The organism is Parvimonas sp. KA00067 (assembly GCF_001553085.1).
GTDB lineage: Bacteria > Bacillota > Clostridia > Tissierellales > Peptoniphilaceae > Parvimonas > Parvimonas parva.
Genome location: NZ_KQ960137.1, coordinates 15646 through 41116 on the forward strand (window position 1 = coordinate 15646; position 25471 = coordinate 41116).

The following is a 25471-nucleotide window of genomic DNA, read 5'->3' on the forward strand; positions in this document are numbered from 1 at the left end:
TTCACCATTGCTTAATTAATAATTTATTTTTCAACAGCTTGAACAATATCATTAGAAATTTTAACAATTTCTATACCTTCAATATTCTTAGCTTTTATTTGGACATTTTTACCTACATCAGCTTTTTTTACAGAAACGTAAAGTTTTATATCTTCTACTTTAAGTTTTGCTAAATCTGATTCATATCCACTTACAGTAACTTGAACTTTACTTCTTAAGCTCTTTAAAAGAACTTCTTTTCCTGAATCATTTTCTATTGAAATATTTGAAGTTTCTACCTCTAGTATTTTTTCAATTTTTTTATCGACATCAACATTAACTACAATCTTTACATCATTATTAACCAAAGCAATATCTGTTGGTAATTCTAAATTTAAACTAAATGAACCTGACTCTTTAATTTGTGATAAGTCAAAAGGCTTTGTTTTTATTTGTGAAATTTGCTCTAAACTTGTTAAATTACCTACAACATAAATTGAATTAGGTACTACGTTTTTCTTTAAAATTCTAATATTACTAGACGGAGTGTTTATTTCAACTAATTTTATAGGAACTTCTTTGAAGTTTTTAAAACCAATTGAAACATTAGTATCTGTTTTACTTAGCTTAACTTTTTTAACTTCTTGATTAAACTCATCAACAGGAACAATTTTTGATTGAACAACTTCATCATTATCCTTATCCGTAACATCAACCGTACAAAGAACTTTCTTTATTTTATTAACATAACTAACAGGACCACTAACTAAAATTTCAGAATCTGTCGGCTCTTTTTTTACAACAACTTGATTTTTATTTTTTATTTGCCCGACAGTTTCAACTTCAACCTTATATGTCTTAGTAATTTCTTCATCTAAGGTTACAAGTAAATCTTTTTCTGAGGATGACTTAAGCCTAACATTATAAGGAACTTTAAAATTAATTGAGAGTCTATGAGAACCCGACGTTACTACTTTTTGCAAATCAACTTCTGCAACAATATCATTTGCATTTACAGCAGACACATCACTTCTATTTCCTGTTATCACAACATCAACAGTAGGATTATCCGGACTGATCCTTATTAACTTTTCTGATTCTAAAACAGACTGATTTTTAAATGTTACCGGAATATTATTAAATTGTCTTGTAACAATTGGATTTTTTCCACCAATTACAACAAACCACATAACAAGTCCCACAGCTAAAGAAATCAATTTCAACTTAAAATCTTTTTTTATTAAATTTATAATACTTTTTACATTAATCTTTTTTAACAATCTTATCACCTTGATTTTCAACAATTTCGTTAACTTCTTCTTTTATATCTTCAATTATTTCTTTCTTTACTTCTTCCTTTATTTCTTCTTTAGTCATATTATCATTTGAAATTTCTTTATTTTCAAATAAATTTTGGAAAATTTCTTTTAAAGAGTTAGTATTTTTTTCTTCAACAACAAAATTTTCAACTAAATAATTTAATAGATATTGTTTTGTAACATTTCTATTTATCTTAGATTTTTCACAAATAGAAACATATCCCGTTTCTTCACTAACCACAATAACAATCGCATCGGATTTTTCAGAAATTCCAATACCGGCTCTATGTCTTGTGCCAAGCTCCATTGAAATTTCTTTATTGTCTGTTAAAGGTAAAAAACAAGATGCTGCAACAATATGCTCATTACTTATTACAACTGCTCCATCATGTAAAGGAGTATTTGGAATAAAAATATTCATAAGTAATTCATAAGAAATTTCAGAATTTAAAGTAATTCCGGTTTCAATAATATCTCTAAGTCCGGTTTTTCTTTCTAAAACCATCAATGCCCCAATTTTTTTATCCGCTAAAGAAAAAGTTGCCTTAGTAATTTCATCTAAAACTCTAATATTACTTCTAGAAGTTTCAAAATTAACCGGTTTTAAAAGTTTATTATTTCCAATATGCTCTAAAACTCTTCTAAGCTCTGGTTGAAATACAATCAAAATTGCAATAAATCCAACAGTAACAGCATTATTTAAAATCCAACTTATAGTATAAAGTTTTAAATATTCACTAAGTTTTGCTCCAATAAAAATAAATAAAATACCTTTTATAAGTTGTGTTGCTCTTGTACCCCTTATAAGAGAAAACAATTTATAAAAAACAAAACTAACTATAAATATATCCAAAATATCTGTTATCCTTATAGTTGATAACAAAAAAAGAAATTTATCCAAATTCATAAAATCACATCTTTCTAATTTTTTTATAAAAACCTTACGTTAATTATAATATAATACAGAGTAAATTTCAACTTTCTAACAGTATAAAAAAAAGAAAAGTTAAAAAACTTTTCTTTTAAAATTATTCTTCTTCACTTCTTACTGCATTCATCATTATTGCACATTCCATTCTCTTTCTGAATAGCTTACAACCATATTCATATATTTTTGTAATATCTTTATGTGTATGGTATGCATTAGCAGGACAACCTCCTGCACAATAAAGTTTAGCCCAACAATCTTGACAATCATCTCTCGAATAAATATTGCAAGAACCGAATGTATCTCTTATATCCTCTCTTGTAATTCCGTCAAAGACATTTCCTAAACACATTTCTTTGTCATTTACAAATTGATGACAAGGATACAACTCTCCGGTCGGCGTTACAGACATATATTCCGTTCCAGAACCACATCCGGTAATTCTTTTATGAATACAAGGACTTGTTTCAAGATTTATTGTATAATTATAAAATGAAAATGGCTTACCTTCTTTTTCACGCTTTAACATTTCTTTTGCTAAAATTTCGTATTGTTCAAAAAGAATTGGTAAATCTTCTTCAGTTAATGCAGACGGAGAACTTGCATCAGCAACAACAGGCTCCATACTTAATTCTGTAAAACCTAAATCAGCCATATGAAACAGGTCGTTAGTAAAGTCTGTATTGTGATGAGTAAATGTTCCCCTTATGTAATAGTCTTTATCTCCTCTTTGTGCAACAAGTTTTTGAAATTTAGGAACTATTGTATTATAACTTCCTTCTCCTTTTATATTCACTCTAAACCTATCATTTGTTTCTTTTCTTCCGTCAAGAGAAAGAACTACATTATGCATTTCTTTATTTGCAAAGTCAATAACTTCATCATTTATAAGAACTCCATTTGTAGTAAGAGTAAATCTAAAATTCTTATTATGTTCTTTTTCTATACTTCTTGCATATTTTACAACTTCTTTTACAACTCTCCAATTAACAAGCGGTTCCCCACCAAAAAAATCTACTTCTAAATTTTTTCTTGCTCCACTATGCTCAATCAAAAAGTCTATTGCCTTTTTACCGACTTCAAGAGTCATCATCGCATCTTTGCCATGATATGTTCCTTGCTTTGCAAAACAATATTCACAAGCCAAGTTACAAGTATGAGCAATATGTAAACAAAGTGCCTTTACAACAGAATTAGACTTTAATTTCGGTTTCAACCCTTTGTAAATATCTTCAGTATATAATTGTTTGTTTTCCTTTAAATATTCAACATCTTCTAAACATTCTTCGACATCTTTAGCTGTAATATTATTATATCTATCACAGATAATTTTCGTAATTTCTTCTTTAGAATTTTTTTCATAAAGCTCAATAATATCATAAGCAACTTCATCTACAACATGAATAGAACCACTATATACATCAAGAACTATATTATAACCATTTAGTTTGTACTGATGTATCATCTTATCTACATTTTTCGCAAGGTTGATTTGCTACTCCTGATGACGTTTTTGAGGCACTTTGACAAGAAGTTTGACATTCTCCGCATCCACCTTCTACTATTGATGCATATAAATTTCTTGTCTTTAATGTTTTTATTCTGCTAACAGATTCACAAGGTTGGTTTGCTACTCCTGATGAAGTCTTTGAGGCACTTTGACAAGAAGTTTGGCATTCTCCACAGCCACCTTCTACTATTGATTCATGTAAATTTCTTGTTTTTAATGTTTTTATTCTTGACATTTTCTTCTCTCCTTTATTTTTTATATATGATATTAATTTTATCATTATCATTTGATTTTGAAAATCTTAAATCTATATTTTCATCTCTATACTTTTGAAATAAATTTAAAATTTCCTCTGTTATAACTTCTCCCGGTGTCAAAATTGGAATTCCCGGTGGATATGCCCATACATATTCTGCTGAAATTTTTGAAACGGAATTTTCTATATCAAATTCTTCACTATCAAATATAGTTGACTCTTTAATGCTGAATTTTCTAATTAAATTTAAATTATTTAAAGCAATCTTTTTACAATTTTCATAATATAAACTTTTATCTATATCAAAAAGTGCAAAAGCTAATTTATCCAAAGATTTCTTTGAAACTCCTATCCCTGTATAAGCTATCGCATAATTAAAAGATGCCATTTCAAGTTCAATATCATATTCAGTTCTCAAAGTTTTCATCAATTCATATCCTGAAATATTTGTATTATTTGTCAAAATAGTTATTTTAGAATTGTCCAATTCAAAAATATTTTTTAGATTAATATTTGATAAAAGTTTAATATTTTTTAAATCTCTACATTTTTCATAAAAATATTCTAAATTTTCTCTCCAATTTTTAAATAGAGTTTTTCTATCCTTCTCCAACATTCTAACACAATAATCAATCGATGACATTAAAATATATGACGGACTTGAAGTTTGAAAAATTTCAAGTGATTTTCTTAATTTAGGATATAAAGACTCATCTGCGATATGTAAAATTGCTGTTTGAGTAAATGATGCCAAAGTCTTATGTAAACTTTGAACAGTAATATCAGCTCCAAGATCTATTGAAGATTTTGGAAAGTTATCACTAAGTCCAAAACCTGCACCATGTGCCTCATCAACAATTAGCTTTGCTCCATATTTATGAACTACTTTAGAAATTTTTTCAATATCCGATACAACTCCTTCATAAGTCGGATTTGTTATTACTACCAATTTAATATCAGAATTTTTTTCTAATATTTTTTCAATATCATCTGAATCAATACTCAAAAAAATCCCCAAATTTTCATCATATTTAGGATAAATATATTCAAAGCTTAAATCAAAAACCTCAATTGCGTGGTAAATTGATTTGTGACAATTTTTTGCAATTAAAATTTTATCTTTAGGTTTTGTTAAACTGTAAATTGCAGATAAATTACCTGATGTTGAACCATTTACGAGATAAAAAGAGCCTTTAGTATTCCAAAGATTCTTTGCAATATCCATAGATTCTTTCAAAATTTCTTCTGGATGATGTAAATCATCAAAACCGTCAATTTCAGTAATATCCATTTTAATAAATTCACTTAAATCATTAAAAACTTCTTTATTTCTCATATGTCCGGGCATATGAAAAGCAGTTTTTGTTTCATCATATTCTTTTAATTTTTTTAGTAAAGAATTGTTCAATAATTTCACATTCCTTTTTATATAGGCTAAAGTAATCTAATATTCCTTGATATTAAATTAACACACGCTAAATTATATCATTTTTTATAATTTTTATCAACAAAAAAACTTCCAGTTAATCTGAAAGTTTTTGTAAATTATATTCAATAAAAACATTATCGCCAATATTTTTTTCTTTTCCTGTATTTAATTCTATCACTTTTAAAGTTTTTTCATCTTTTAACTTTAATTCATATTCAATAAAAGAACCTCTAAATTGTTTTTTTACAATTTTTGCAGAAGTTTTTGTTTCGTCCTCAACAAATTTTATTTTTTCAGGTCTTATAAAATTTTCTTTATCTAATTTATTTGAATTTCCAATAAAAGAAAGAGAAAATTCACTATTAGGAGAATTATAAAGTTCTGTAACTGTTGAATTTTGAATTATTTTTCCTTCATTCATAAGAATTACCCTATCAGCCATAGTAAATGCATCTTCTTGATCATGAGTTACAAGTATTGTCGTCATCTTAAAATATTTTACAAGTTTCTTTATTTCATTTCTCATAGTAATTCTTAAATTTTTATCAAGATTTGAAAAAGGCTCGTCAAGTAAAATAAGTCTTGGATTTATAACTAAACTTCTTGCAAGTGCAACTCTTTGTCTTTGTCCACCTGAAAGCTCATAAACTTTTCTATTTTCATATCCATTAAGTCCGACAATCTCTAAAATTTCCATAGCTTTTTTAATTCTATCTTGTTTTTTTACATTTCTAAACTTTAAACCATAAGCTACATTTTCTAAAACATTTTTATTATTAAAAAGTCCATAAGATTGAAAAACTGTTGATACATTTCTATCTTCCGGATTTAAAAGACTTATATCTTCTCCATTTAAAATAATTTGTCCAAAATCATTTTTTATAAAACCACCGATTGAATTTAAAATTGTAGTTTTTCCACAACCTGAAGGTCCCAATATACAAAGAATATTTCCTTCTTCAAGTGAAAAGTTAATATCCTTTAAAACCTCTTTATCTCCATAAGTCTTACATAAATTTTTTACTTCTAAGAACATATCTATCTCCTAATTTACCTAAAATATAATTGATTAACATAAACAACAAACTAAAGCTCAAACAAATTAAAATTATCAAAAGTGCTAAAACAGATGCTGTATTATATTTTCCACTATTTATAACATCAAACATAACAAGAGTTAAAACTTTTTGTGCAGGATAAACTATAAAAATTATAGAGCCAACAGTTGTCATCGTGCTATTAAAACCATTTATCATACTTATCACAAAATCATTTCTGGTATGTGATAATACGACATCTTTAAAAATAAAAAATTCATTTGCCCCCAAATCTTTTGCACTTAAAATTTGATTTTTGTCTATTGTTTCCAAACTTGAATTAAATATTTTTGTTGAAAAAGGTAATTGTTTAAAAGTAACATTTAGTATTACAATCAAAGCAGTTCCTGTAATATAAATTGGATAATTATTAAAAGCTAATATGTATCCGATACCAAAGAATGTACCGGGTAACATATATGGCATAGTGGCTATAAATTCAAATATTTTTAAAAATTTTACATTTCTTATATGAATATAGTATTGTAGCAAAAGTCCAATTAAACTACCAAAAAATGCCGAAATTAAAGAGTAATAAATACTTCTAAAAACAGTTTTATCTATATGGTCTTTTATATCTACAAAATGTTCAAATGTAAAATACAACTTTCCCTTTGAATAATCAGTAAAAGCAGATAAAATTACTGAACTGTATTGTAAAAATAATAAAATCAAAAAGACAATTGCCGTTAAAGTTATAAAAGAAAAAACGAAACCTCTCTTTTCAATATTAACCTCTGATGTATTAGCTCCAAAATTTGTATTTGAAATTATTTTTGAATTTTTTACATAAAATATAAAAGTAAGTACAACAGGAACACAAAGCATTATATTCATAGCTCCGGCTTGAACAATATTTCCGTCAGAAATAAATACATTATACGACTTTGAGGCTAAAGTTTCAAAAGCACCGCCTATGATTAATGGAGTTGAAAAGTCGGCAATACTTCTAATAAAACTTAAAATAGCAACAACCTTAATACTAGGTAATAACTGAGGCAAAATAATATCCAAAATTAAATTATTTGTCTTTGCTCCAAGCGACCTTGCGCTATTTATCTGTTCCTTATCAATGCTATTAAGTGCAGATATAATCATAAGACCACTTAATGAAATTAAGCCTATACTCTGCATTAAAATAATTCCAAAAGAACCATAAGCATCAATGGAAAGTTTAAAAATATCATGAGTTATAAATCCCCTACGTCCAAATAATCTTATATATGCAAGTGAAGAAACAAATGGAGGAGAAATCATTGTAATCATTAATATAAATGATATTATTTTCTTAAAACTTTTTCTAATACTAAAGCAAAAAATTCCAATAGAAACAGAAACTACCGTCGTTATTATAGTAGTAAAAAAAGCAACAAATATTGAATTGTATAAAAGTTTACTCTGTGTCTTTAAAAATGTAAATCCCTCTAAAGTAAATTTTCCCCCACTATAAAAAGTAGATGAAAAAACTCTTAAAAAAGGAAATAAAATAAAAGTAAATAGACAAAAAACTAGAGTAAAAATAAAAAATGTGTCTATAAATTTAAAATATCTCTTCATAATTAATCAAAAAGGGAGATCACTCTCCCTTTGTTTCTATTTCCCTTGTGTTAATTCTGCCCATTTTTTAAGGATTGATTCTCTTTGAGAACCAAAGCTTGTAATATCTTCTTTAATAAATTTATCTTTTGGTAAACCAAGTTCAAAACCTTTAGTTCCGTCAATTACCATTTGACCACCATCTTTACCGTCAAGTTCAGCAATCATTTGTTGATTTTCAGGTCTTAAAATGAAATCTTCAAATGCTTTTGCCACTTCAAGATTTGGACTGTTTTTGAAAATTGCAACACCTTCAGGAACCCAACATAAACCGTCTTCAGGATAAATTGCAGTTAAATTATTTTTTTCTGCAACATCGAAAGCTGATTTGTCAATAGGAATAATTCCAAGTCCAAATTCTCCGGCAACAGTTTTTTCTTGAGGGTCTTTTCCTCTTTTACCATAGAATTTAACATTTGCATTTAATTTTTTGAAATAATCCCAAGCCTTTTCTTCTCCATACATATCGATAAGACCTTTTACATTTGCAAAACTTGTTCCGGAAACAGCAGGATTTGCCATAATGATTTCATCTTTATATTTTGCATCTACAATTTCAGCCCAAGTTTTTGGAATTGGAAGCCCTTTTTCTTGTAAAATTTTATTATTTGCTAAAAATCCTACAACAGTAACCCCTTTTGAAATCCAATAGCCTTCACTATCTTTAAAACCTTCTTTGATTTTGTCAAAACCTTGTGGTTTATACATTTCTAAAAGTCCGTCAGTCTTAGCTTTCATAAAAGCGTCAATACCACCACCGAACCAAACGTCAGCCATTGGCTTTCCACCTTCAGCTTTAATCTTTGCAATAACTTCTCCACTAGACATTGAAAGGAATTCAACCTTAGCTTTAGTTTCTGCTGAGAACTTATCAAAAAGTTTTTTGTACTTTTCTGATGTTGCTACAACGTTCAAAGTTTTACCTTCAAAATTTGTAGTAGTTTCTACTTTCTTTTCTACTTTCTTATCTTCTGCTTTTTTAGGTTGACAACCAACTAACATTAAACCTGCAAGCATAAGCGATAAAACTCTTGATTTTTTCATTTTTTCCTCCTAAATTTTAAATAATACCATATTCCAATTTAGATAAATTTTTAAATGTAAATATAGTAAATTTATAATATCTTTAATATCACATAAAGACAATATAATTATACCATAAAATTATAAAAAATAACAATTTTATATAAAAACATAAAAAAATTCTATACAATTAATAAATCATATTAAAATAAGATATTTTTTTGATATATATTATCTTTTATTTTTATTTAATTTATGTTAGAATATATTTATAGGTTATACCTAAATTATTTTTAAGGAGAGTGATAAAAATGGCATTAACAAAAGAAGTGTTAAAATCATTTAAAGAAAGGTTTGATTCTTGTAAAACAAATAAGATTGTAGCTGCATCTGTTTCAAAAGTTGGAATTAACGAAGCATCTACAAACCATGAGGTTATGAAAAGACATAATTTCAAATTTTCTGATGTAACTAAAAAAGGAGAAATAACAAACCAAAAAGCAAGTGGTAGATGCTGGATGTTCTCTGCTCTAAATGTTGCAAGAGTTACAACAATGGAAAATCTAAATTTAAAAACTATGGAATATTCTCAAACTTATACTCTATTTTGGGATAAACTTGAAAAATCAAATTTCTTTTTAGAAAATATTATAGAAACTTTAGATGAAAAAACGGATTCAAGATTAATTTCTCATCTTTTAACTGCACCTATCCAAGACGGTGGACAATGGGATATGTTTAAAGGACTTTTGGAAAAATATGGTGTTGTTCCTAAAGGAATTATGCCTGAAACTTTCCATTCATCAAATACAAGAATGATGGAAACAATAATAACTAAACATCTTAGAAAAGCCGCTTGTGAAATGAGAAAACTTCACAAAGAAGGAAAAGATTTAAAAGAAATCGAAAAAATAAAAGATGAAACTCTTTATACAGTTTATAACATTTTAACAAAATGCTTAGGAGAAATTCCTGAAACATTCACTTATGAATATACTGATAAAGACGAAAAATTCCATAGAATTTCTAATATAACTCCATTAGAATTTTTTAACAAATATGTTGGTTGGAATTTAAAAGATAGAATAAGTTTAATAAATGCGCCAACAGAAGATAAGCCTTATGGAAAAGCATACACTGTAAAATTCTTAGGTTCTGTTAAAGAAAGCGATAGAATAAAATATCTTAATGTTCCTATCGAAGTTTTAAAAGAAAGTGCTATTAAATCTATCAAAGCAGGCGAACCTGTTTGGTTTGGTTGTGATGTTGCACAAATGTTAGAAAGAAACAAAGGAATTATGGACTTGGATATGTTCTTATATGATGATATATTCCCTGCTTGTGAAAACTTTACAAAAGCCGAAAGACTTGATTATCACGAAAGCATTTTAACTCATGCAATGGTATTTACAGGAGTAAATCTTGATGAAAATGGTAAACCGTTAGAATGGCAAGTTGAAAATTCTTGGGGAGATACTTCAGGAGATAAAGGAATTTTCTCAATGACTGATGAATGGTTTGAAGAATATAATTATGAAATAATGGTTGATAAAAAATATATTGATGAAAAATGGTTAAAGGCATTAGATGAAGAAGTTATTGAACTTGAACCTTGGGATCCATTCGGTGCATTGGCAAGATTAAAATAATTTTACAAAATCTCTCTAGTAATTAGAGAGATTTTTTCTTGCAATTTTGTAAATATTTTGCTATAATTTTGTTTTAACTTACTAAATTTGTGGAATAACATATTAGACAAATATTTTTATAGGAGGTGTTATATGAAAAAAGAACGAAGTGAAATGATTTTACATGGAAATATTTATAAAATCATAGCAATTATTTCAATCCCAATTATTTTAAATAATTTCATTCAACAATTATATTCACTTGCAGATGCTTTTTGGCTTGGGAAATTAGGAACTGCAGAATTTGCATCAACAAGTTTTACTTGGCCGGTTGTATTTTTATTTAACTCAATTGGAATCGGACTGTCGATTGCATCAATATCATTAATTTCTCAGTTACTCGGAAAAAAAGATTTTCCTCTGGCTCAAAAATATGCAGATACTTTGATAAATATTTCTTTATTATTCTCAATCATATTTATGTTATTAGGATATTTTAGTGCAGATTCAATAGTAAATTTAATGGGTGCAACAGGAGACCTTGCAAAATATAGCATAATTTATTTAAAATACAGCTATCTTGGAATACCATTTATATTTTTATACTACATATATTCATCTATTTTATCAGCACAAGGGAAAAATGCAATTCCAACAATGATAAGCACAACTTGTGTAATTTTAAATATGATTTTAAACCCAATTTTTATATTTGATACAATTCCTTTTACATCAATATCAGGATTAGGACTTGGAGTTAAGGGGGCTGCCCTTGCTACAGTTATAACACAAGGAATTATGTGCATAGTTGGTTTTATACATTTACGTTTCAATCATGATAAAATTAAATTAAATTTACAAAGTTTAATATTTATAAAATGGAAAAAATGTATTTTGAAAAAAATATACCATATCGCCCTACCTTCAATTATCGGACAAATCGGAACCGCAATAGGTTTTATAATTATGAACTCATTTATACAAAGCTATGGAACAGAAACTGTTGCAGCTTATGGAATGGTAAATAGAATAAGTGGACTTTTAAATATTCCACCCGGAGGCATCGGCACTGCCATAACTTCAATAATAGGACAAAACATCGGAAACAACAATATAAAAAGAGTTAAAGAAACATTTAAAAAAGCATCTATTATAGTAATTATAATGTCTATTATAATTGCATTTATAAGTTTTATATTTAGATATGAAATATTATCTTTCTTCATAAATGCTCCAAAAGATTCAGAACTAATGATACAAGCAAACAGTTATATGTTCTACACATTAATAACTCTTGTAATGTTAAATATGTTTTTTGTATATCAAGGACTTTTCCAAGGCTCAGGAAATAGCAAATATTCAATGGCAATAGATATGACAAGACTTTGGATAATAAGATTGCCTTTAATACTTTTCTTTAAATATTATACAGGATATGGAGCAACAGGAATTTGGCTTGCGATGTCAATTTCAAATGTACTTGTAACAATAATTGCACATTTAATATATCTAAATGGTACTTGGCAACAAGGCTCATTTACTCGATAAAAGCAAAAGGTTCAATAAATATTGAACCTTTTTAATTACAAAAAATTATAAAAAAACAGAGCCTAAGCTCTGTTTAAATTTAATATTAAAGTCCCATTTGTTTTGCAACTTCTTCAGCGAAGTTTTCTTCTTTCTTTTCTACGCCTTCACCAACTTCAAATCTTGTGTATTCTACGATTTCGATACTTCCACCTAATTCTTTAGCTTTATCGTTAACAGCATCTAAAACTGTTTTGCTATCGTCTAATACATATTGTTGGCTGAATAAAGCATATTGTTGGTCAATTAAAGTATTGTCTTTAATAAATCTTTCGATTTGTCCAGGTAAAATTTTGTCCCAAATCTTTTCAGGTTTACCTTGTTTCTTTAATTCTTCTTTTAATAATTCTTCTTCAGCTTTTAAAACTTCATCAGTAATTTGAGACATTGAAGCATATTTTGGAATTCTCTTTAATTGTTTTCCAAGTCTTACTAATTCTTCGTTTTCTTTTTCGATAGAACCTTTAAGTGCTAAATATTCTTTTTCAACAAAATCAGCATCTAAATCTTTATAGCTTAAATATTGTGGTTTCATTGCTGAAATGTGCATACAAATATTTTGTAATAAATCTTTTGCACCAGCTTTTGTAGCTTCACTATCACATTTAGCTTTAAGAATAACACCAACTTTTTTATTGAAGTGAACATATCCACAAACAATTCCACTTTCGCAACAAGCTTTAGCAAATGCTAATCTTCTAACTACAAGATTTTCTCCAATTGAAGAAATTTGTAATTTCATAAATTCTTCAAAATTAACATCATCAATAGTTGACGCATTTAAAGATGCAATATCTTTTATTTCTTTATTAAAAACATGTTCAGTAACTTTTTTAGTTAATGCTACGAATTTTTCATTTTTAGCAACGAAGTCAGTTTGTGAGTTTACTTCTGTAATAGCTGCTTTAGTATTATTTTCATCTATAACTAAAGTAATTAAACCTTCAGCTGCAACTTTGCTTGCTTTTTTAGCAGCTTTAGCTAATCCTTTTTCTCTTAAAAATTCAATAGCTTTTTCCATATCTCCATCAACTTCTTGTAATGCCTTTTTACATTCCATCATACCGGCACCAGTAGTTTCTCTTAAATCTTTTACTAATTTTGCAGTAATTTCCATAAAAACCTCCTATAATTTCTAAAAAATAAGGTAAGGATAAATATTAAAAATTTGAATCCTTACCCTTTAAAATTCTATATCCTAATTATTCAGCTACTTCTTCAGAAACTTCTTCTGCTACTTCAACAGTTTCTACTTCTTCAGTTTCAGCTTGTTCACCTTGTTTAGCTTCAACGATAGCATTTGCAATAGTACCAGTTAATAATTTTACAGCTCTGATAGCATCATCATTTCCTGGAATAGCAATATCAACTTCATCAGGGTCACAGTTAGTGTCAACAACACCAATAACCGGAATTCCTAATATTTTTGCTTCGTTTACAGCAATTTTTTCATTCTTTGGATCTATTACAAAAAGAACATCTGGAAGTTTATCCATTTCTTTAATTCCACCTAAGAATTTTTCTAATCTTTCGATTTCTCTTCTTAATTTAATTACTTCTTTTTTAGGTAATCTTTGGAAAGTTCCGTCTTCTTCCATAAGTTCTAATTTTTTAAGTCTGTCAATTCTCTTTCTAATAGTTTTATAGTTAGTTAACATACCACCTAACCATCTATGACTAACATAGAATTGTCCACTTCTTTTTGCTTCAGTTTCAACAGCTTCTTGAGCTTGTTTTTTAGTTCCTACAAAAAGAACTCTACCACCATCAGCAACAATTTCTCTTACGAAATCATACGCTTGTTCAATTTGTTTTACAGTTTTTTGTAAATCTATAATATAGATTCCGTTTCTTTCTGTAAAAATAAATTTTGACATTTTTGGATTCCATCTTCTAGTTTGATGTCCAAAATGTACCCCTGCTTCTAATAAATTTTTCATTAAAATTACTTGTGACATTTCTTTACCTCCTGTTTTTTAGCCACCCATATTCATCATCTTGACAAGAACCATCTAGGCAACACTTGTTCAATCAGAATATGTGATTATTCACCAAAATATTATAACACAATATATTTTATTTTTCAATACTTAAAGTAAAATTTTTTACAAAAAAAATCAGGCAAAGCCTGATTTTTAAACAATTATCAAAAACTATTTATTTACAACTTCTTTAAGAGACTTACCAGCTTTGAATACTGGAGCTTTTGATGCTGGAATTTCGATAACTTCTTTAGGGTTTCTTGGATTTCTTCCGCTTCTTGCTTTTCTTTCTCTAGCTTCGAAAGTTCCAAATCCAACTAATTGAACTTTTTCACCTTTAACTAATGTTTCTTCAACTGTTTGAATGAAAGCATTTAATGCTCTTTCAGCGTCAACTTTTGTAATTTTTCCTTTTTCAGCCATACTAGCTAATAATTCAGATTTGTTCATTAAAATTTCCTCCTAAATACACTATTATATTAATAATTGCCTATATTAATGGCTCCATAACCATTTGCAATATTATTATATATTAATTTTCAAAAAATATCAAGTAATTTAGCCAATTTATTTAAAATTTTTAATTGGTAAGTATCCAACTTCCTTTTGAATGTTAGCAAATTCTGTTTTGAATTTTTCTGACAATATAGTTTGTTTTAATTTTTTCTTTATACTTTCTTTGTTTTTTTCGTCAAATTTTTCGTAATCTTCAACAATTTCGTTTAATTTGATTATATGAAAACCGAATTGACTCTTTACAGGTTCACTAATTTCTCCAACTTTCATCTTACTTGCAGCATCATAAAATTCTTGAACCATAACTCCCTTTGTAAAAGTTCCTAATGCACCATTATTTTGTTTTACTGAAGGGTCTTTTGATACTTCTTTAGCTACATCTTCAAACTTTTCTCCAGCAGTTAAACGTGCTTTAACTTTCTTAGCCTCTTCTTCAGTTTTAACTAAAATATGGCTTGCATTAATTTGAGGACCTTCAAATTTACTTCCTTTATATTTTTGAGCAATTTCTTCATCTTTTGGTGCATAATTTTCATTAAACCAAGTTTGGAATTTTGTAGAATACATATTATCTTCAATCTTATATTTTAATTCATCTTCAGTAAGTTTAGCCTTCTCAAGTTCTTCATTAAACTTGTCACCTAATTGCTCTTTAACTTTATTAAAATTATCTTCAATTTCTTCTTTTGTTACAGTTACTTTAGCAATTTCTTCTTCAGATTTTCCCTCATCTTTATATTCTTTTTCTAATTTAGCAAATTTTTGTTTAACAACTTCAATATTAGAGAACATTTCTAAAATATTTTGTTTTAAATTTAAAGAAGCTTTTTTCCCTTCATCAGTTGATTCATCATATTTTGCTTTTTGGTCATCTGTATAAGATGCAATTACTCTGTCATATTCTTTTTGAATTTGTTCCTCAGTAATATACTTTTCTCCAATTTTTACCATAGCTCCTTTTGGGGCTTTAGCACAAGCTGTTAAAACCATTGCAGATAACGCCATTATACTTACAAATTTTATTAATTTATTTTTCATATTTCTCTCCTTTTCGATTAATATTTTAATCTTTTGATATTATACATTATTTTTCTATGAATGTCAAAGTTTTTTAGGAATTTTCTCTTTTTAAAGCATATAAACTATCTACTAATTCAATACTTTCTAACAATTTATTCTTATCATAATTAAATATTAATTCTGCCGTTTCATTAATATTAAATTCTATCTTTCTAAATAAATTATCAGGCAATTTACCTATTATAGATAAAATATCTCTATTTGACTTATTAAACTTGAATACAACTGATTTTTCTCTTTCTATTATCTTTATGAAATCTAAATCAGTTGAAATAATTTTTAAATATGAAACATTCATAACATTTAGAACTGACTTTGGAACATCTCCAAATCTATCAGTCAATTCATCATAAATTTCATCAAAATCATCTCTTGAAGTTATGCTGGCGATTTTTTTATACATATCAATCTTTTGTCCACTATCACTTATATAACTTGAAGGAATATATGCATCAACTGACAATTCAATAGTAGTTTGACTTTTAATTTGTAGAGTTTCCCCTTTAACCGTCTTGATGCTTTCTTCTAACATTCTTACATACATTTCATAACCGATAGTTTCAATATGTCCTGATTGACATTCTCCTAAAATATTCCCGGCACCACGAAGTTCTAAATCTCTCATAGCTATTTTAAAACCTGAACCGAATTCTGAAAAATCTCTTATCGCCATTAATCTCTTTTCAGAAATTTCAGTTAGAACTTTATCTTTATCATAAGTAAAATATGCATAAGCTCTTCTCTTTGAACGACCTATTCTTCCCTTCAACTGATAAAGCTGTGATAATCCCATTTTATCTGCATCGTATATAATCATAGTATTACAATTTTTTATATCCATTCCAGTTTCAATGATAGTCGTGCATAACAAAATATCGTATTCTCCTTCTTGGAAATCATACATAATATCTTCTAATTCCTTATTCGATAATTTGCTATGAGCCATAGCAATTCTAGCATCAGGAACTAACTTTGACAGCTCAACATACATCTTATCCATATCTTTTATTCGATTATATACAAAATAAACTTGTCCACCTCTATTTATTTCCTTATAAATAGCCTCTCTAATTACAGAATCATTATATTCTAAAACAAATGTGGCAATAGTTACTCTCTCTTCAGGGGCATCATCTAAAATACTCATATCCCTAATTCCTACCAGACTCATTTGCATAGTTCTAGGTATTGGTGTGGCAGATAAAGATAGAACATCAATATTTTCCTTTATTTTTTTTAATGCCTCTTTATGTTTAACTCCAAACCTTTGTTCTTCATCTATTATTAAAAGTCCTAAATCTTTAAATTCTAAATTTTTAGATAATAATTTATGTGTACCTATAAGTAAATTTATTTTTCCAGACTTTACATCTTTCAAAATTTCTTTTTGTCTTGCAGGAGTTCTAAATCTACTAAGCATTTCAACTTCTACCGGAAAATTTCCAATTCTTTCGATAGCAGTATTATAATGTTGTTGAGCAAGTATTGTGGTAGGTACTAAAAAAGCAACCTGTTTATCGTCCATCATAGCTTTAAAAGCAGACCTTAATGCTACTTCTGTTTTCCCATATCCAACATCACCACAAAGCAATCTATCCATCGGCTTAAAACTTTCCATATCTTTCTTTATTTCATCAATAGCTCTAAGCTGTGAATATGTTTCTTCATAAATAAAACTATCTTCAAATTCTTTTTGCCAAGTTGTATCCTCAGAAAAAGAAAACCCTCTAAGCTTATCTCTCTTTGCATAAAGTTGAACTAAATCCAATGCAATCTCATCTAAAACTTTTTTAGCACGAGTTTTAGTCTTGACCCAATCATTTGAACCTAATTTATTCAACTTCGGTTTATATCCATCCTTCCCAATATATTTTTGAATCAAATTCATTTGGTCAGTTGGAATATATAATTTATCATTTGCCTTATACAAAATCAAAATATGGTCTTTGACTATTCCGTCAACTTCAATCTGTTCAATACCTCTATATTCACCTATTCCATGATTTTCATGAACGACAAAATCTCCAACATTTAAATCTGTATAAGAAAGCAAATTTTCTTTTTTCTTTTTATTTGATTTTTTATAAGTTTTTTTAACAGTTCCATAAATTTCTTTATGTGTTAAAAATAAAATCTTTTGCTCCGGATATTCAAAGCCGGACTCTAAATTTATTGTAGAAATTCCAAGAATAGAAGATTTTAATTCAAAATCCAGTCCGTCAAAAACTGTCGAGTTTATATTTTCAGAAAATAACATTTCTTTTAAATTATTTGCTTTTTCAACAGAACCTGCAAAAATTACAATTTTATATCCTCTTTGCAATTTATATTTTAAACTTTGAAATAATACATCAAACCTTCTATTAAACATTTCTGTTTCAATAGTTTTTAAATTTATAATGATTTTAGCATTTATTATTTTTGTTCTCTTTAAAAGTTGTGTGAAATTAACAACACTAAATTCTTTAATCCTTCTTATAATACTTTCAAAAGGAATTAAAATATCTTTATGTGAATCTAAAATTTCAGCATTTTCAATAGAAAACATCACATTTTCATGAAATAAATTTTCAATTTCTAAATTTCTATCATAAATTTTTAAAATGTCTTCTGTACAAATTATAGAATCTTTGCTTAAATAATCCAAAATAGTCGAAAAACTTCCCTTTTTTATATAAGGAGAAATTAAATCCATATTAGAAATATGATAATTTGTTTTTAAATCATCATAAATTCTATAAAATTTTTCACTTGATTTTTCGACATCTTTTCCAAATAATTTTAATTTTTGTAGTTTTTCAATGTCTTTCTTTAAACCATTTAAAATATTTTCAACATCAGCTTTTGACAAGACCATTTCTTTGGCAGGTATTAACTCTATTTTATTAAGTTTTTCAATAGACCTCTGACTATTTATATCAAAAGAACGTATTGAATCTACTTCATCTCCAAAAAGTTCAATTCTAATAGGATTTTTAAAGTTTACAGGATAAATATCAAGTATTGACCCTCTTATAGAAAACTGTCCCTTTGCCTCAACAAAATCAACCCTATCATAATGCATTTTTATCAATTTTTCAGTTAATTCTTCAAAATCTATTTCAGAATCTTCATCGATATTAATATAATGTGATTTAAAAAATTTCGGCGTACTGATTTTTTTAGATAAAGCGCCTGCTGTTGTAATAATTATGAATTTTTCTTTAGAGATAAGTTTATTCATTATTTCTATTCTATTGTTTTCGAGATTCGTTTCCAAACTATTAATATTGTGAAATCTTATATCAAAATTCGGATAAACAACAACCTTATCTCCTATCAAATTTTTTAACTCATCACAAAGCTCATTGGCTCTATTTTCAGTTTCAACTAACAAAACTAAATTTTTATCAGAGAAATCACTAAAAATAGAGTATATCACATGAGATAAACTTTCTTTTATAAGCCCATTACAATAGATTGGAACATTATTTGATTTTAAATTTGAAACCATTTCTAAATATGATTCATTATTCTTTAAAAAATCAATCAAAAAATTCATAAATACTCCTATTTTATAAAAAATATAGAGGAATATTATTCCTCTATATACATTCCGTTAAATTTGCACATTGTTTTATCAACATCACTTTTTATTATTTCTTCAACTGCCTCTGCAGAAATTTCCAATTCTTTTTCTAAAATTTTCTTTTCAGAAGTTGAAAAACTACTTAAAACAAAATCTTTTAAATCCATATAACTAGGACATTTCCCAACACTTACCTTAACCCTTGGAAAACAATCCGTTTCTAAATGGTAAATTATTGATTTTAAGCCATTATGCGTTCCGGCACTTCCTTTTTTCTTTACTCTAATAGTTCCAAAAGGAATATCTATATCATCTACTATAACAATAATATTTTCAGGTTTTATTTTAAAATAATTTACCGCATCTATAACAGCCTCTCCGGATAAATTCATATAAGTAAGTGGTTTAAGGAAAATACATTTTTTACCAAACATATTTATCTGTCCGTAAAAAGATTTAAATTTTTCTTTTTTCATATTGATATTATACTTTTCAGCTAAAATATCAATAACCCCATATCCAACATTATGTCTTGTTCCAACATAATTTTTTCCGGGATTTCCAAGACCGACAATTAAATATATATTATCTTCCATCAAATAACATACTCACCGGTCTGTTGTTATTTATTCTATCAATAGCTTTTGCAAAATATTGAGCAACTGATACAACTTCAACTTTTCCACCTAAGTTATTTTCTTGAGGAATAGTATCTGTTACAACACATTTTTCAACTTTTGAATTGGCAATATTTTCTAAGGCTTTACCTGAAAATACTCCATGACTTGCAGTTATATAAACTTTTTTTGCACCCTTTGCTATCAAAGCATTAGCTGCATTTGTAATAGTTCCTGCTGTATCTATAATGTCATCAACTATTATACAAGTTTTTCCTTCAATATCTCCTATGATATTCATAACTTCTGAAACATTTGGACGTGGTCTTCTCTTTTCAATAATTGCAATTGGTAAATCTAAATAATTAGAAAATTTTCTAGCTCTTGTAACTCCACCTAAGTCAGGAGAAACTACAACCATATTTTCTCTATTTTCATCTTTTAATTCATCTTTAAAGAAATCAGCAAGTGGTTTAATCGCTGAAAGATGGTCAACAGGAATATCAAAATATCCTTGAATTTGTCCTGCGTGTAAATCCATTGTTATAACTCTATCAGCACCTGATTTTTCGATTAGATTTGCAACTAATTTTGCAGTTATCGGTTCTCTAGCTTTTGTTTTTCTGTCTTGTCTTGCATATCCATAATAAGGCACAACAACATTAATTCTTCCTGCTGATGCTCTCTTGAATGCATCAACCATAATTAAAACTTCCATAAGGTTGTCATTTGTTGGACTACAAGTTGGTTGAATGATATAAACATCATAACCTCTTACAGTTTCTTCAACAGAAAGATTAATTTCTCCATCACTAAATTTTCCGATATTTATTTCTCCTAATGGCATATCAAGGCATTTACAAATATCTTCTGCAAATTTTCTATTTGCAGTTCCTGAAAAAATTTTCATAGGTCCAGTATAAGCTAACATAATTCCTCCTAAAATATTACTCTTTTATTTTTAAATTCTTTTTATAAACCCAATTTTCTTTTTCAAAAGTTTCACTACGTCCAATTATAAGTGAACCTTCTTTTTCTACATCTGAAACGACAGTTGTTCCGGCTGCTATAAAAGTATCATTTGCAATTTCTACCGGAGAAACTATATTTGAGTTACTACCAACAAAACAGCCATCTCCAATTTTAGAAATATGTTTATTCTTTCCATCATAATTTACTAAAATAGAACCACAACCCATATTTACATCTTTACCAATAATAGCATCACCAATATAAGCTAAATGTCCAGCCTTAGTATTTTCTCCAATCGTAGAATTTTTAACTTCAACAAAGTTTCCGATATGAACACTACTCTTTAATATACTATTTGGTCTAAGATGAGCAAAAGGTCCCATAGTAACATCATTTTCTACTATACTATCTTCTATATATGAACTCTTAATAATTACATTATCACCGATTGTTGAGTTTTCTATAAGAGTATCACCTGTTATATATACATTTTCTCCAATTGTAGTATTTCCTAAAATTCTGGCACCACTTCCGATAAATGTATCTATTCCTATATTTATTCCTTTTTCTATAACGGTATTTTCCGGATTTTCCATTACAACACCATTTTTCATATACTCGGCATTTATTCTGTAACGCATAATTTTTTCCGCTTCAAAAAGTTGAAGTTTTGAATTTATACCATAAATTTCTTCAATATCATCTAATTTATATGTAGAAACAAGCTCTCCGTCTTGAACTAAAACTTTAATTGCATCTGTAAGATATAATTCATTTTGTGCATTATTTCTATCAATCTTAATTATAGAATTTTTTAAAGCCTTCCCATTAAAAACATAAATTCCAGAATTTATTTCTTTAACTCTTTTTTCCTCTATATTTGCGTCTTTATCTTCAACAATCTTTAAGAACTTTCCTTCAGAATCCTTAATTATATGCCCATATCCTGTTGTATCATTGATAAAAGCAGTTAAAACAGTAGCTTTTGATTTCATATCAATATGTTCATCTAATAATTTTTGTAAAGTTTCTCCTTTTATCAAAGGAGTATCCCCACTCAAAATTAAAACATTATCTTCATCTTCAATCTCATCTATTGTAAGTTGAACTGCGTAACCTGTACCATAAGGAAATTCTTTACCAATTTTTTGCTCTTTATAAAGCACCTTATTTTCAAATTTTTCTTCAACTTCATTTTTATTTTTTCCAACAATAATTATAGTCTTATCACTACCGGCATCGCAACTTGCATCATAAACATAATCAATCAAAGGTCTATTTACAATCTTATGTAAAACTTTTGATTTTTTACTTTTCATTCTGGTACCTTCTCCGGCAGCTAATATGATTGTAATATTCATAACTCAACTCCTAACTATAAAAAAATATACTTTATTCATTATAAAAAACATATTTATTATATCATATCGAAAATCTAAAAGTTAATTAAACAACTACAATAAAATAAACGCAGTTTTTTATAAGAAAACAAAACTACATTTATTATATCATATTTCCATTTTGATAAATTTAAAAAGGTAAATATGATGAAATAAATACACTTTTATACAATAACCATAAAACTGTATTTATTATAACATAATTCTTACAAAAAAAAAACAAAAAAGAGATATATTGTAAACATATCTCTCTTTGAAGGAATTAAAAAATTATTTTATTTTTTTGAAATGTTTTTCTAAAATTTTATTTCCGATTATAACACCAATACCACCTAGGACAAATACTATTGTCAAAGTAATTAATGCATAAGTTCCTGATGAATATTTTATCATTTCATTTAAAGCACTCTCTGTCATTCCATTTTTACCAATCCAAGTATCTTTGAATGATTGCAAAAAGAAATTTACAGGGATAACTTGTCCACATTCACTACCTACTTGTAACAATCCAAAAGCGACAAATTGTGCAATCTTATTTTTATATCCTGCACTGCTAAGAATAACTTCTCCAATAATTGCTGAAACTGTATAAGAAATAATCCATGGAAGATAGAAACCTGCTCCTGCCATAACTATTAAGAAAATTGCTGAGAACAAAAAGAAACTTCCCTTTTTACCAATTTTATTACACATAAATACAAAAACGGTTCCTGAAAACAAACCTGCAACTCCCGGACTAATACAATGAGTAAATGCTCCTAATGGGAATAATGCAAATGTTACAATCATTGTAACAACCAAACTTATTGCTCCTAAAATAGCAACTAAAATCAAATCTTTAACTTTCATTTTCTTTTCCTCCTTTTATTTTTTGAAAAATATTAGTTAATTGATTTCTTTCTTTTAAAATAAAATCTTGTGAAATTTTTCCTTCTTCAAGGAATATCACTCTATCTACAACCCTTGACAATAATTCATAATCATGTGAAATTAAAATTATCGCTTTATCTTTTGATAAATTTTTTATAATATCTGAAATTACAAGCATATTATTAAAATCTAATCCACTTGTAGGCTCATCTAAAATCAAAACGTCTGAATTACTTTTAGCACAAATACCCATAAGTAATCTTTGTTTTTCTCCTCCTGAAAGAGAAAAAGGGTGAGAATTTCTCTTTTCATAAAGATTTACAATATTTAACATATCTAAGATTTCATCTTCTTTTAAATCTTTATTCGACAACAAAAACTCTGAAAATACACTTTCTGAAAATAATTGATAATCCACATCTTGCATCAAAACAAAAGGTAATTTTGAACTAAAAATTCCTCCAGAATTCTTTTTATATATTCCTGAAATTAATTTTGAAATTGTTGATTTTCCTACTCCGTTTTTCCCAACAAGTCCAATAATTTCTCCTCTATACACATCAAAGGAAATATCTTTTATAATATCTTTAAATTTAAGATTTTTAACTTCCAAAACTTTTTCATCTTGCTTGTAATTTTCTTTTTTTACCAATTCTTCATCAAAAGGATTTAGACTCCTAAGGTCATCTGCTCTGTAATTTAAAGCCTCTTTTCTCTCTAAATTTGCTATAAGTTTTCCGTTATTTATATGAATTAATCTGTCAAGTAATTCTTTCAAATAAAAAATTCTATGCTCAACAACAACTATCGTATATCCATTTTCTTTTAATTTTGAAAAAATTTCTTTTAAAAGTTCGATTCCAAGATAATCTAAATTTGCAGACGGCTCATCAAATATCAAAGTCTTGGCATCTAAGATAGAAACACAAGCAACGGATATTTTTTGTTTTTCTCCACCTGAAATTTCTAAAACATTTTTATTTAATATATTTTCAAGTCCAAAAAATTTAGAAATATTATCTATTTTTTCTAAAATTTCTTTTACTTCATATCCCAAATTTTCTAAAGTAAAAGCCAACTCTGAGGTAGTATTATCCGTAAAGAATTGTCCTCTTGGATTTTGAGAAACAGAGCCTATCATCTTACATAATTCATAATTTTTACAATCCTTAGTATTTTTATCATCAATAAAAATTTCTCCTAAAAGTTTTCCATCATGAATATGTGGAATAAGTCCATTTATACACTTATATATCGTAGATTTGCCTGAGCCTGATGCTCCTGTTATAAGTACTAACTCTCCTGTATTTATTTCAAAATTTATATCTTCTAATGCTTTCTTATCCGAATCTTCATAAGTGAAACTTACATTATTAAATTTTATCAATAAATCCACCTCCCCAAGCAACAATAAGTGCAATTAATACTACAATAAGAATAAAATCAACAATATCAAATTTTTTATAATAAATTGAATGCATATTATCTGTGCACATTGCACATCTTGTATATGCTGATTCAGTCATTTCAGATGCAATATTAGATGCTCTAAAAAGAGTTGGAACAATGTAGTATTCAAATCTTTTAAAAGGTTTGGTAAATGAAATATCTATTCCTCTAAGTTTTAATGCATTTCTTATAATTCTCTTTTCAGCAAAATAAATCGGAATAAATTTTAAAGTAATCGTGCAAGCAAATCTAATTTTTTTCCCTAGACCTAATTTTCCTAAAACATAAATCAATTCACTTGTTCTCGTATCCAATACAACTATTGTTGCAATCATAAATATTGAGCAAGTTTTTACATTTGAATAAACTACAAAGCCAACAAAAGAAAAAAAGGAAGTATCTGGTAGCTTTACAAAAAAAGTTATATATACACAAACAAGATAAAAAATTAAAAATTTCACAAATCTTTTAATCTTTCCGCTATAAATTAAAATAAAGGAACAAATGCAAAAATAAATTAAATCAATTTTAAAATTACTCCAGAGAGGAATAAGAGAACCGAAAATTAAATTCATAAAAATCAAAATAAATAAATTTATTCTACGCTCTTTTATCAAACTAACTCCTCCTTAAATTTGATATTTAGGTGCTGTAAAACAGCACCC

At 27.4% G+C, this 25471-nt stretch carries 21 protein-coding genes and 1 pseudogene; 2 read left to right on the forward strand and 20 right to left on the reverse strand.

Annotation, left to right across the window (positions count from 1 at the left end; all coding sequences use genetic code 11):
* Positions 1–23 precede the first annotated feature (23 nt).
* From HMPREF3181_RS00190 to HMPREF3181_RS00230, 9 genes and pseudogenes are all read right to left on the reverse strand, one after another.
* The gene (locus HMPREF3181_RS00190) at positions 24–1268 is read right to left on the reverse strand and encodes a CdaR family protein (protein WP_231723237.1); all 1245 of its coding nucleotides are present in this window, start codon (positions 1266–1268) and stop codon (positions 24–26) included.
* The gene (cdaA, locus tag HMPREF3181_RS00195; protein WP_068471828.1) at positions 1243–2205 is read right to left on the reverse strand and encodes a diadenylate cyclase CdaA; all 963 of its coding nucleotides are present in this window, start codon (positions 2203–2205) and stop codon (positions 1243–1245) included. The genes HMPREF3181_RS00190 and cdaA overlap by 26 nt, the downstream gene beginning before the upstream one ends.
* A 121-nt stretch (positions 2206–2326) precedes the next feature.
* On the reverse strand, positions 2327–3691 hold the full coding sequence (scfB, locus tag HMPREF3181_RS00200; protein WP_068471830.1) for a thioether cross-link-forming SCIFF peptide maturase: 1365 nt from the start codon (positions 3689–3691) through the stop codon (positions 2327–2329).
* 1 nt (position 3692) lies between these two features.
* Entirely contained in the window at positions 3693–3827 is a 135-nt protein-coding gene (gene scfA / locus HMPREF3181_RS07905) for a six-cysteine ranthipeptide SCIFF (protein ID WP_068471962.1), read from the reverse strand.
* A gap of 9 nt (positions 3828–3836) precedes the next feature.
* Positions 3837–3971, reverse strand: a pseudogene (gene scfA / locus HMPREF3181_RS07910) (six-cysteine ranthipeptide SCIFF); the annotation flags it as partial.
* Between the two features lie 13 nt (positions 3972–3984).
* On the reverse strand, positions 3985–5400 hold the full coding sequence (locus HMPREF3181_RS00215; protein ID WP_068471832.1) for an aminotransferase class I/II-fold pyridoxal phosphate-dependent enzyme: 1416 nt from the start codon (positions 5398–5400) through the stop codon (positions 3985–3987).
* Between the two features lie 115 nt (positions 5401–5515).
* On the reverse strand, positions 5516–6457 hold the full coding sequence (locus HMPREF3181_RS00220; protein WP_068471834.1) for an ABC transporter ATP-binding protein: 942 nt from the start codon (positions 6455–6457) through the stop codon (positions 5516–5518).
* Positions 6429–8075 (reverse strand): ABC transporter permease, encoded by a 1647-nt coding sequence (locus HMPREF3181_RS00225; protein WP_068471836.1) that lies wholly within the window; start codon positions 8073–8075, stop codon positions 6429–6431. Before HMPREF3181_RS00225 ends, HMPREF3181_RS00220 begins: the two co-directional genes overlap by 29 nt.
* A gap of 36 nt (positions 8076–8111) precedes the next feature.
* Positions 8112–9158 (reverse strand): ABC transporter substrate-binding protein, encoded by a 1047-nt coding sequence (locus HMPREF3181_RS00230; protein WP_068471838.1) that lies wholly within the window; start codon positions 9156–9158, stop codon positions 8112–8114.
* 290 nt (positions 9159–9448) lie between these two features.
* On the opposite strand from HMPREF3181_RS00230, the gene HMPREF3181_RS00235 reads away from it, so the two are divergent.
* Together HMPREF3181_RS00235 and HMPREF3181_RS00240 are read left to right on the forward strand one after the other, a co-directional pair.
* Positions 9449–10786 (forward strand): C1 family peptidase, encoded by a 1338-nt coding sequence (locus tag HMPREF3181_RS00235; protein ID WP_068471841.1) that lies wholly within the window; start codon positions 9449–9451, stop codon positions 10784–10786.
* A gap of 132 nt (positions 10787–10918) precedes the next feature.
* Positions 10919–12313 (forward strand): MATE family efflux transporter, encoded by a 1395-nt coding sequence (locus tag HMPREF3181_RS00240; protein ID WP_068471843.1) that lies wholly within the window; start codon positions 10919–10921, stop codon positions 12311–12313.
* Positions 12314–12398: 85 nt separating this feature from the next.
* Here HMPREF3181_RS00240 and tsf read toward each other — a convergent pair whose 3' ends face one another.
* The 11 genes from tsf to HMPREF3181_RS00295 form a co-directional block, all read right to left on the reverse strand.
* Positions 12399–13469: a translation elongation factor Ts gene (gene tsf / locus HMPREF3181_RS00245; protein WP_068471845.1), complete on the reverse strand. Its 1071-nt coding sequence runs from the start codon at positions 13467–13469 to the stop codon at positions 12399–12401.
* An 85-nt stretch (positions 13470–13554) separates the two neighbouring features.
* Positions 13555–14310 (reverse strand): 30S ribosomal protein S2, encoded by a 756-nt coding sequence (rpsB, locus tag HMPREF3181_RS00250; protein ID WP_068471847.1) that lies wholly within the window; start codon positions 14308–14310, stop codon positions 13555–13557.
* Positions 14311–14505: 195 nt separating this feature from the next.
* On the reverse strand, positions 14506–14784 hold the full coding sequence (locus HMPREF3181_RS00255; protein ID WP_068471849.1) for an HU family DNA-binding protein: 279 nt from the start codon (positions 14782–14784) through the stop codon (positions 14506–14508).
* A 117-nt stretch (positions 14785–14901) separates the two neighbouring features.
* On the reverse strand, positions 14902–15888 hold the full coding sequence (locus HMPREF3181_RS00260; RefSeq protein ID WP_068471851.1) for a peptidylprolyl isomerase: 987 nt from the start codon (positions 15886–15888) through the stop codon (positions 14902–14904).
* A 73-nt stretch (positions 15889–15961) separates the two neighbouring features.
* Complete coding sequence (mfd, locus tag HMPREF3181_RS00265; RefSeq protein WP_068471853.1) at positions 15962–19471, reverse strand: transcription-repair coupling factor; 3510 nt, start codon at positions 19469–19471, stop codon at positions 15962–15964.
* A 35-nt stretch (positions 19472–19506) separates the two neighbouring features.
* Complete coding sequence (gene pth, locus HMPREF3181_RS00270) at positions 19507–20094, reverse strand: aminoacyl-tRNA hydrolase (RefSeq protein WP_082713848.1); 588 nt, start codon at positions 20092–20094, stop codon at positions 19507–19509.
* A complete protein-coding gene (locus HMPREF3181_RS00275; protein WP_068471855.1) occupies positions 20084–21046 on the reverse strand; it encodes a ribose-phosphate diphosphokinase in 963 nt (320 codons plus the stop codon). Before HMPREF3181_RS00275 ends, pth begins: the two co-directional genes overlap by 11 nt.
* A 16-nt stretch (positions 21047–21062) precedes the next feature.
* Positions 21063–22448 (reverse strand): bifunctional UDP-N-acetylglucosamine diphosphorylase/glucosamine-1-phosphate N-acetyltransferase GlmU, encoded by a 1386-nt coding sequence (glmU, locus tag HMPREF3181_RS00280; protein ID WP_068471856.1) that lies wholly within the window; start codon positions 22446–22448, stop codon positions 21063–21065.
* Between the two features lie 309 nt (positions 22449–22757).
* On the reverse strand, positions 22758–23336 hold the full coding sequence (locus HMPREF3181_RS00285; RefSeq protein WP_068471858.1) for an MptD family putative ECF transporter S component: 579 nt from the start codon (positions 23334–23336) through the stop codon (positions 22758–22760).
* The gene (locus HMPREF3181_RS00290) at positions 23326–24753 is read right to left on the reverse strand and encodes an ABC transporter ATP-binding protein (RefSeq protein WP_068471860.1); all 1428 of its coding nucleotides are present in this window, start codon (positions 24751–24753) and stop codon (positions 23326–23328) included. The genes HMPREF3181_RS00285 and HMPREF3181_RS00290 overlap by 11 nt, the downstream gene beginning before the upstream one ends.
* Positions 24731–25423 carry an energy-coupling factor transporter transmembrane component T gene (locus tag HMPREF3181_RS00295; protein ID WP_068471862.1) on the reverse strand — a complete coding sequence of 231 codons (693 nt, stop codon included), beginning with the start codon at positions 25421–25423 and terminating at the stop codon, positions 24731–24733. The genes HMPREF3181_RS00290 and HMPREF3181_RS00295 overlap by 23 nt, the downstream gene beginning before the upstream one ends.
* Positions 25424–25471 lie beyond the last annotated feature (48 nt).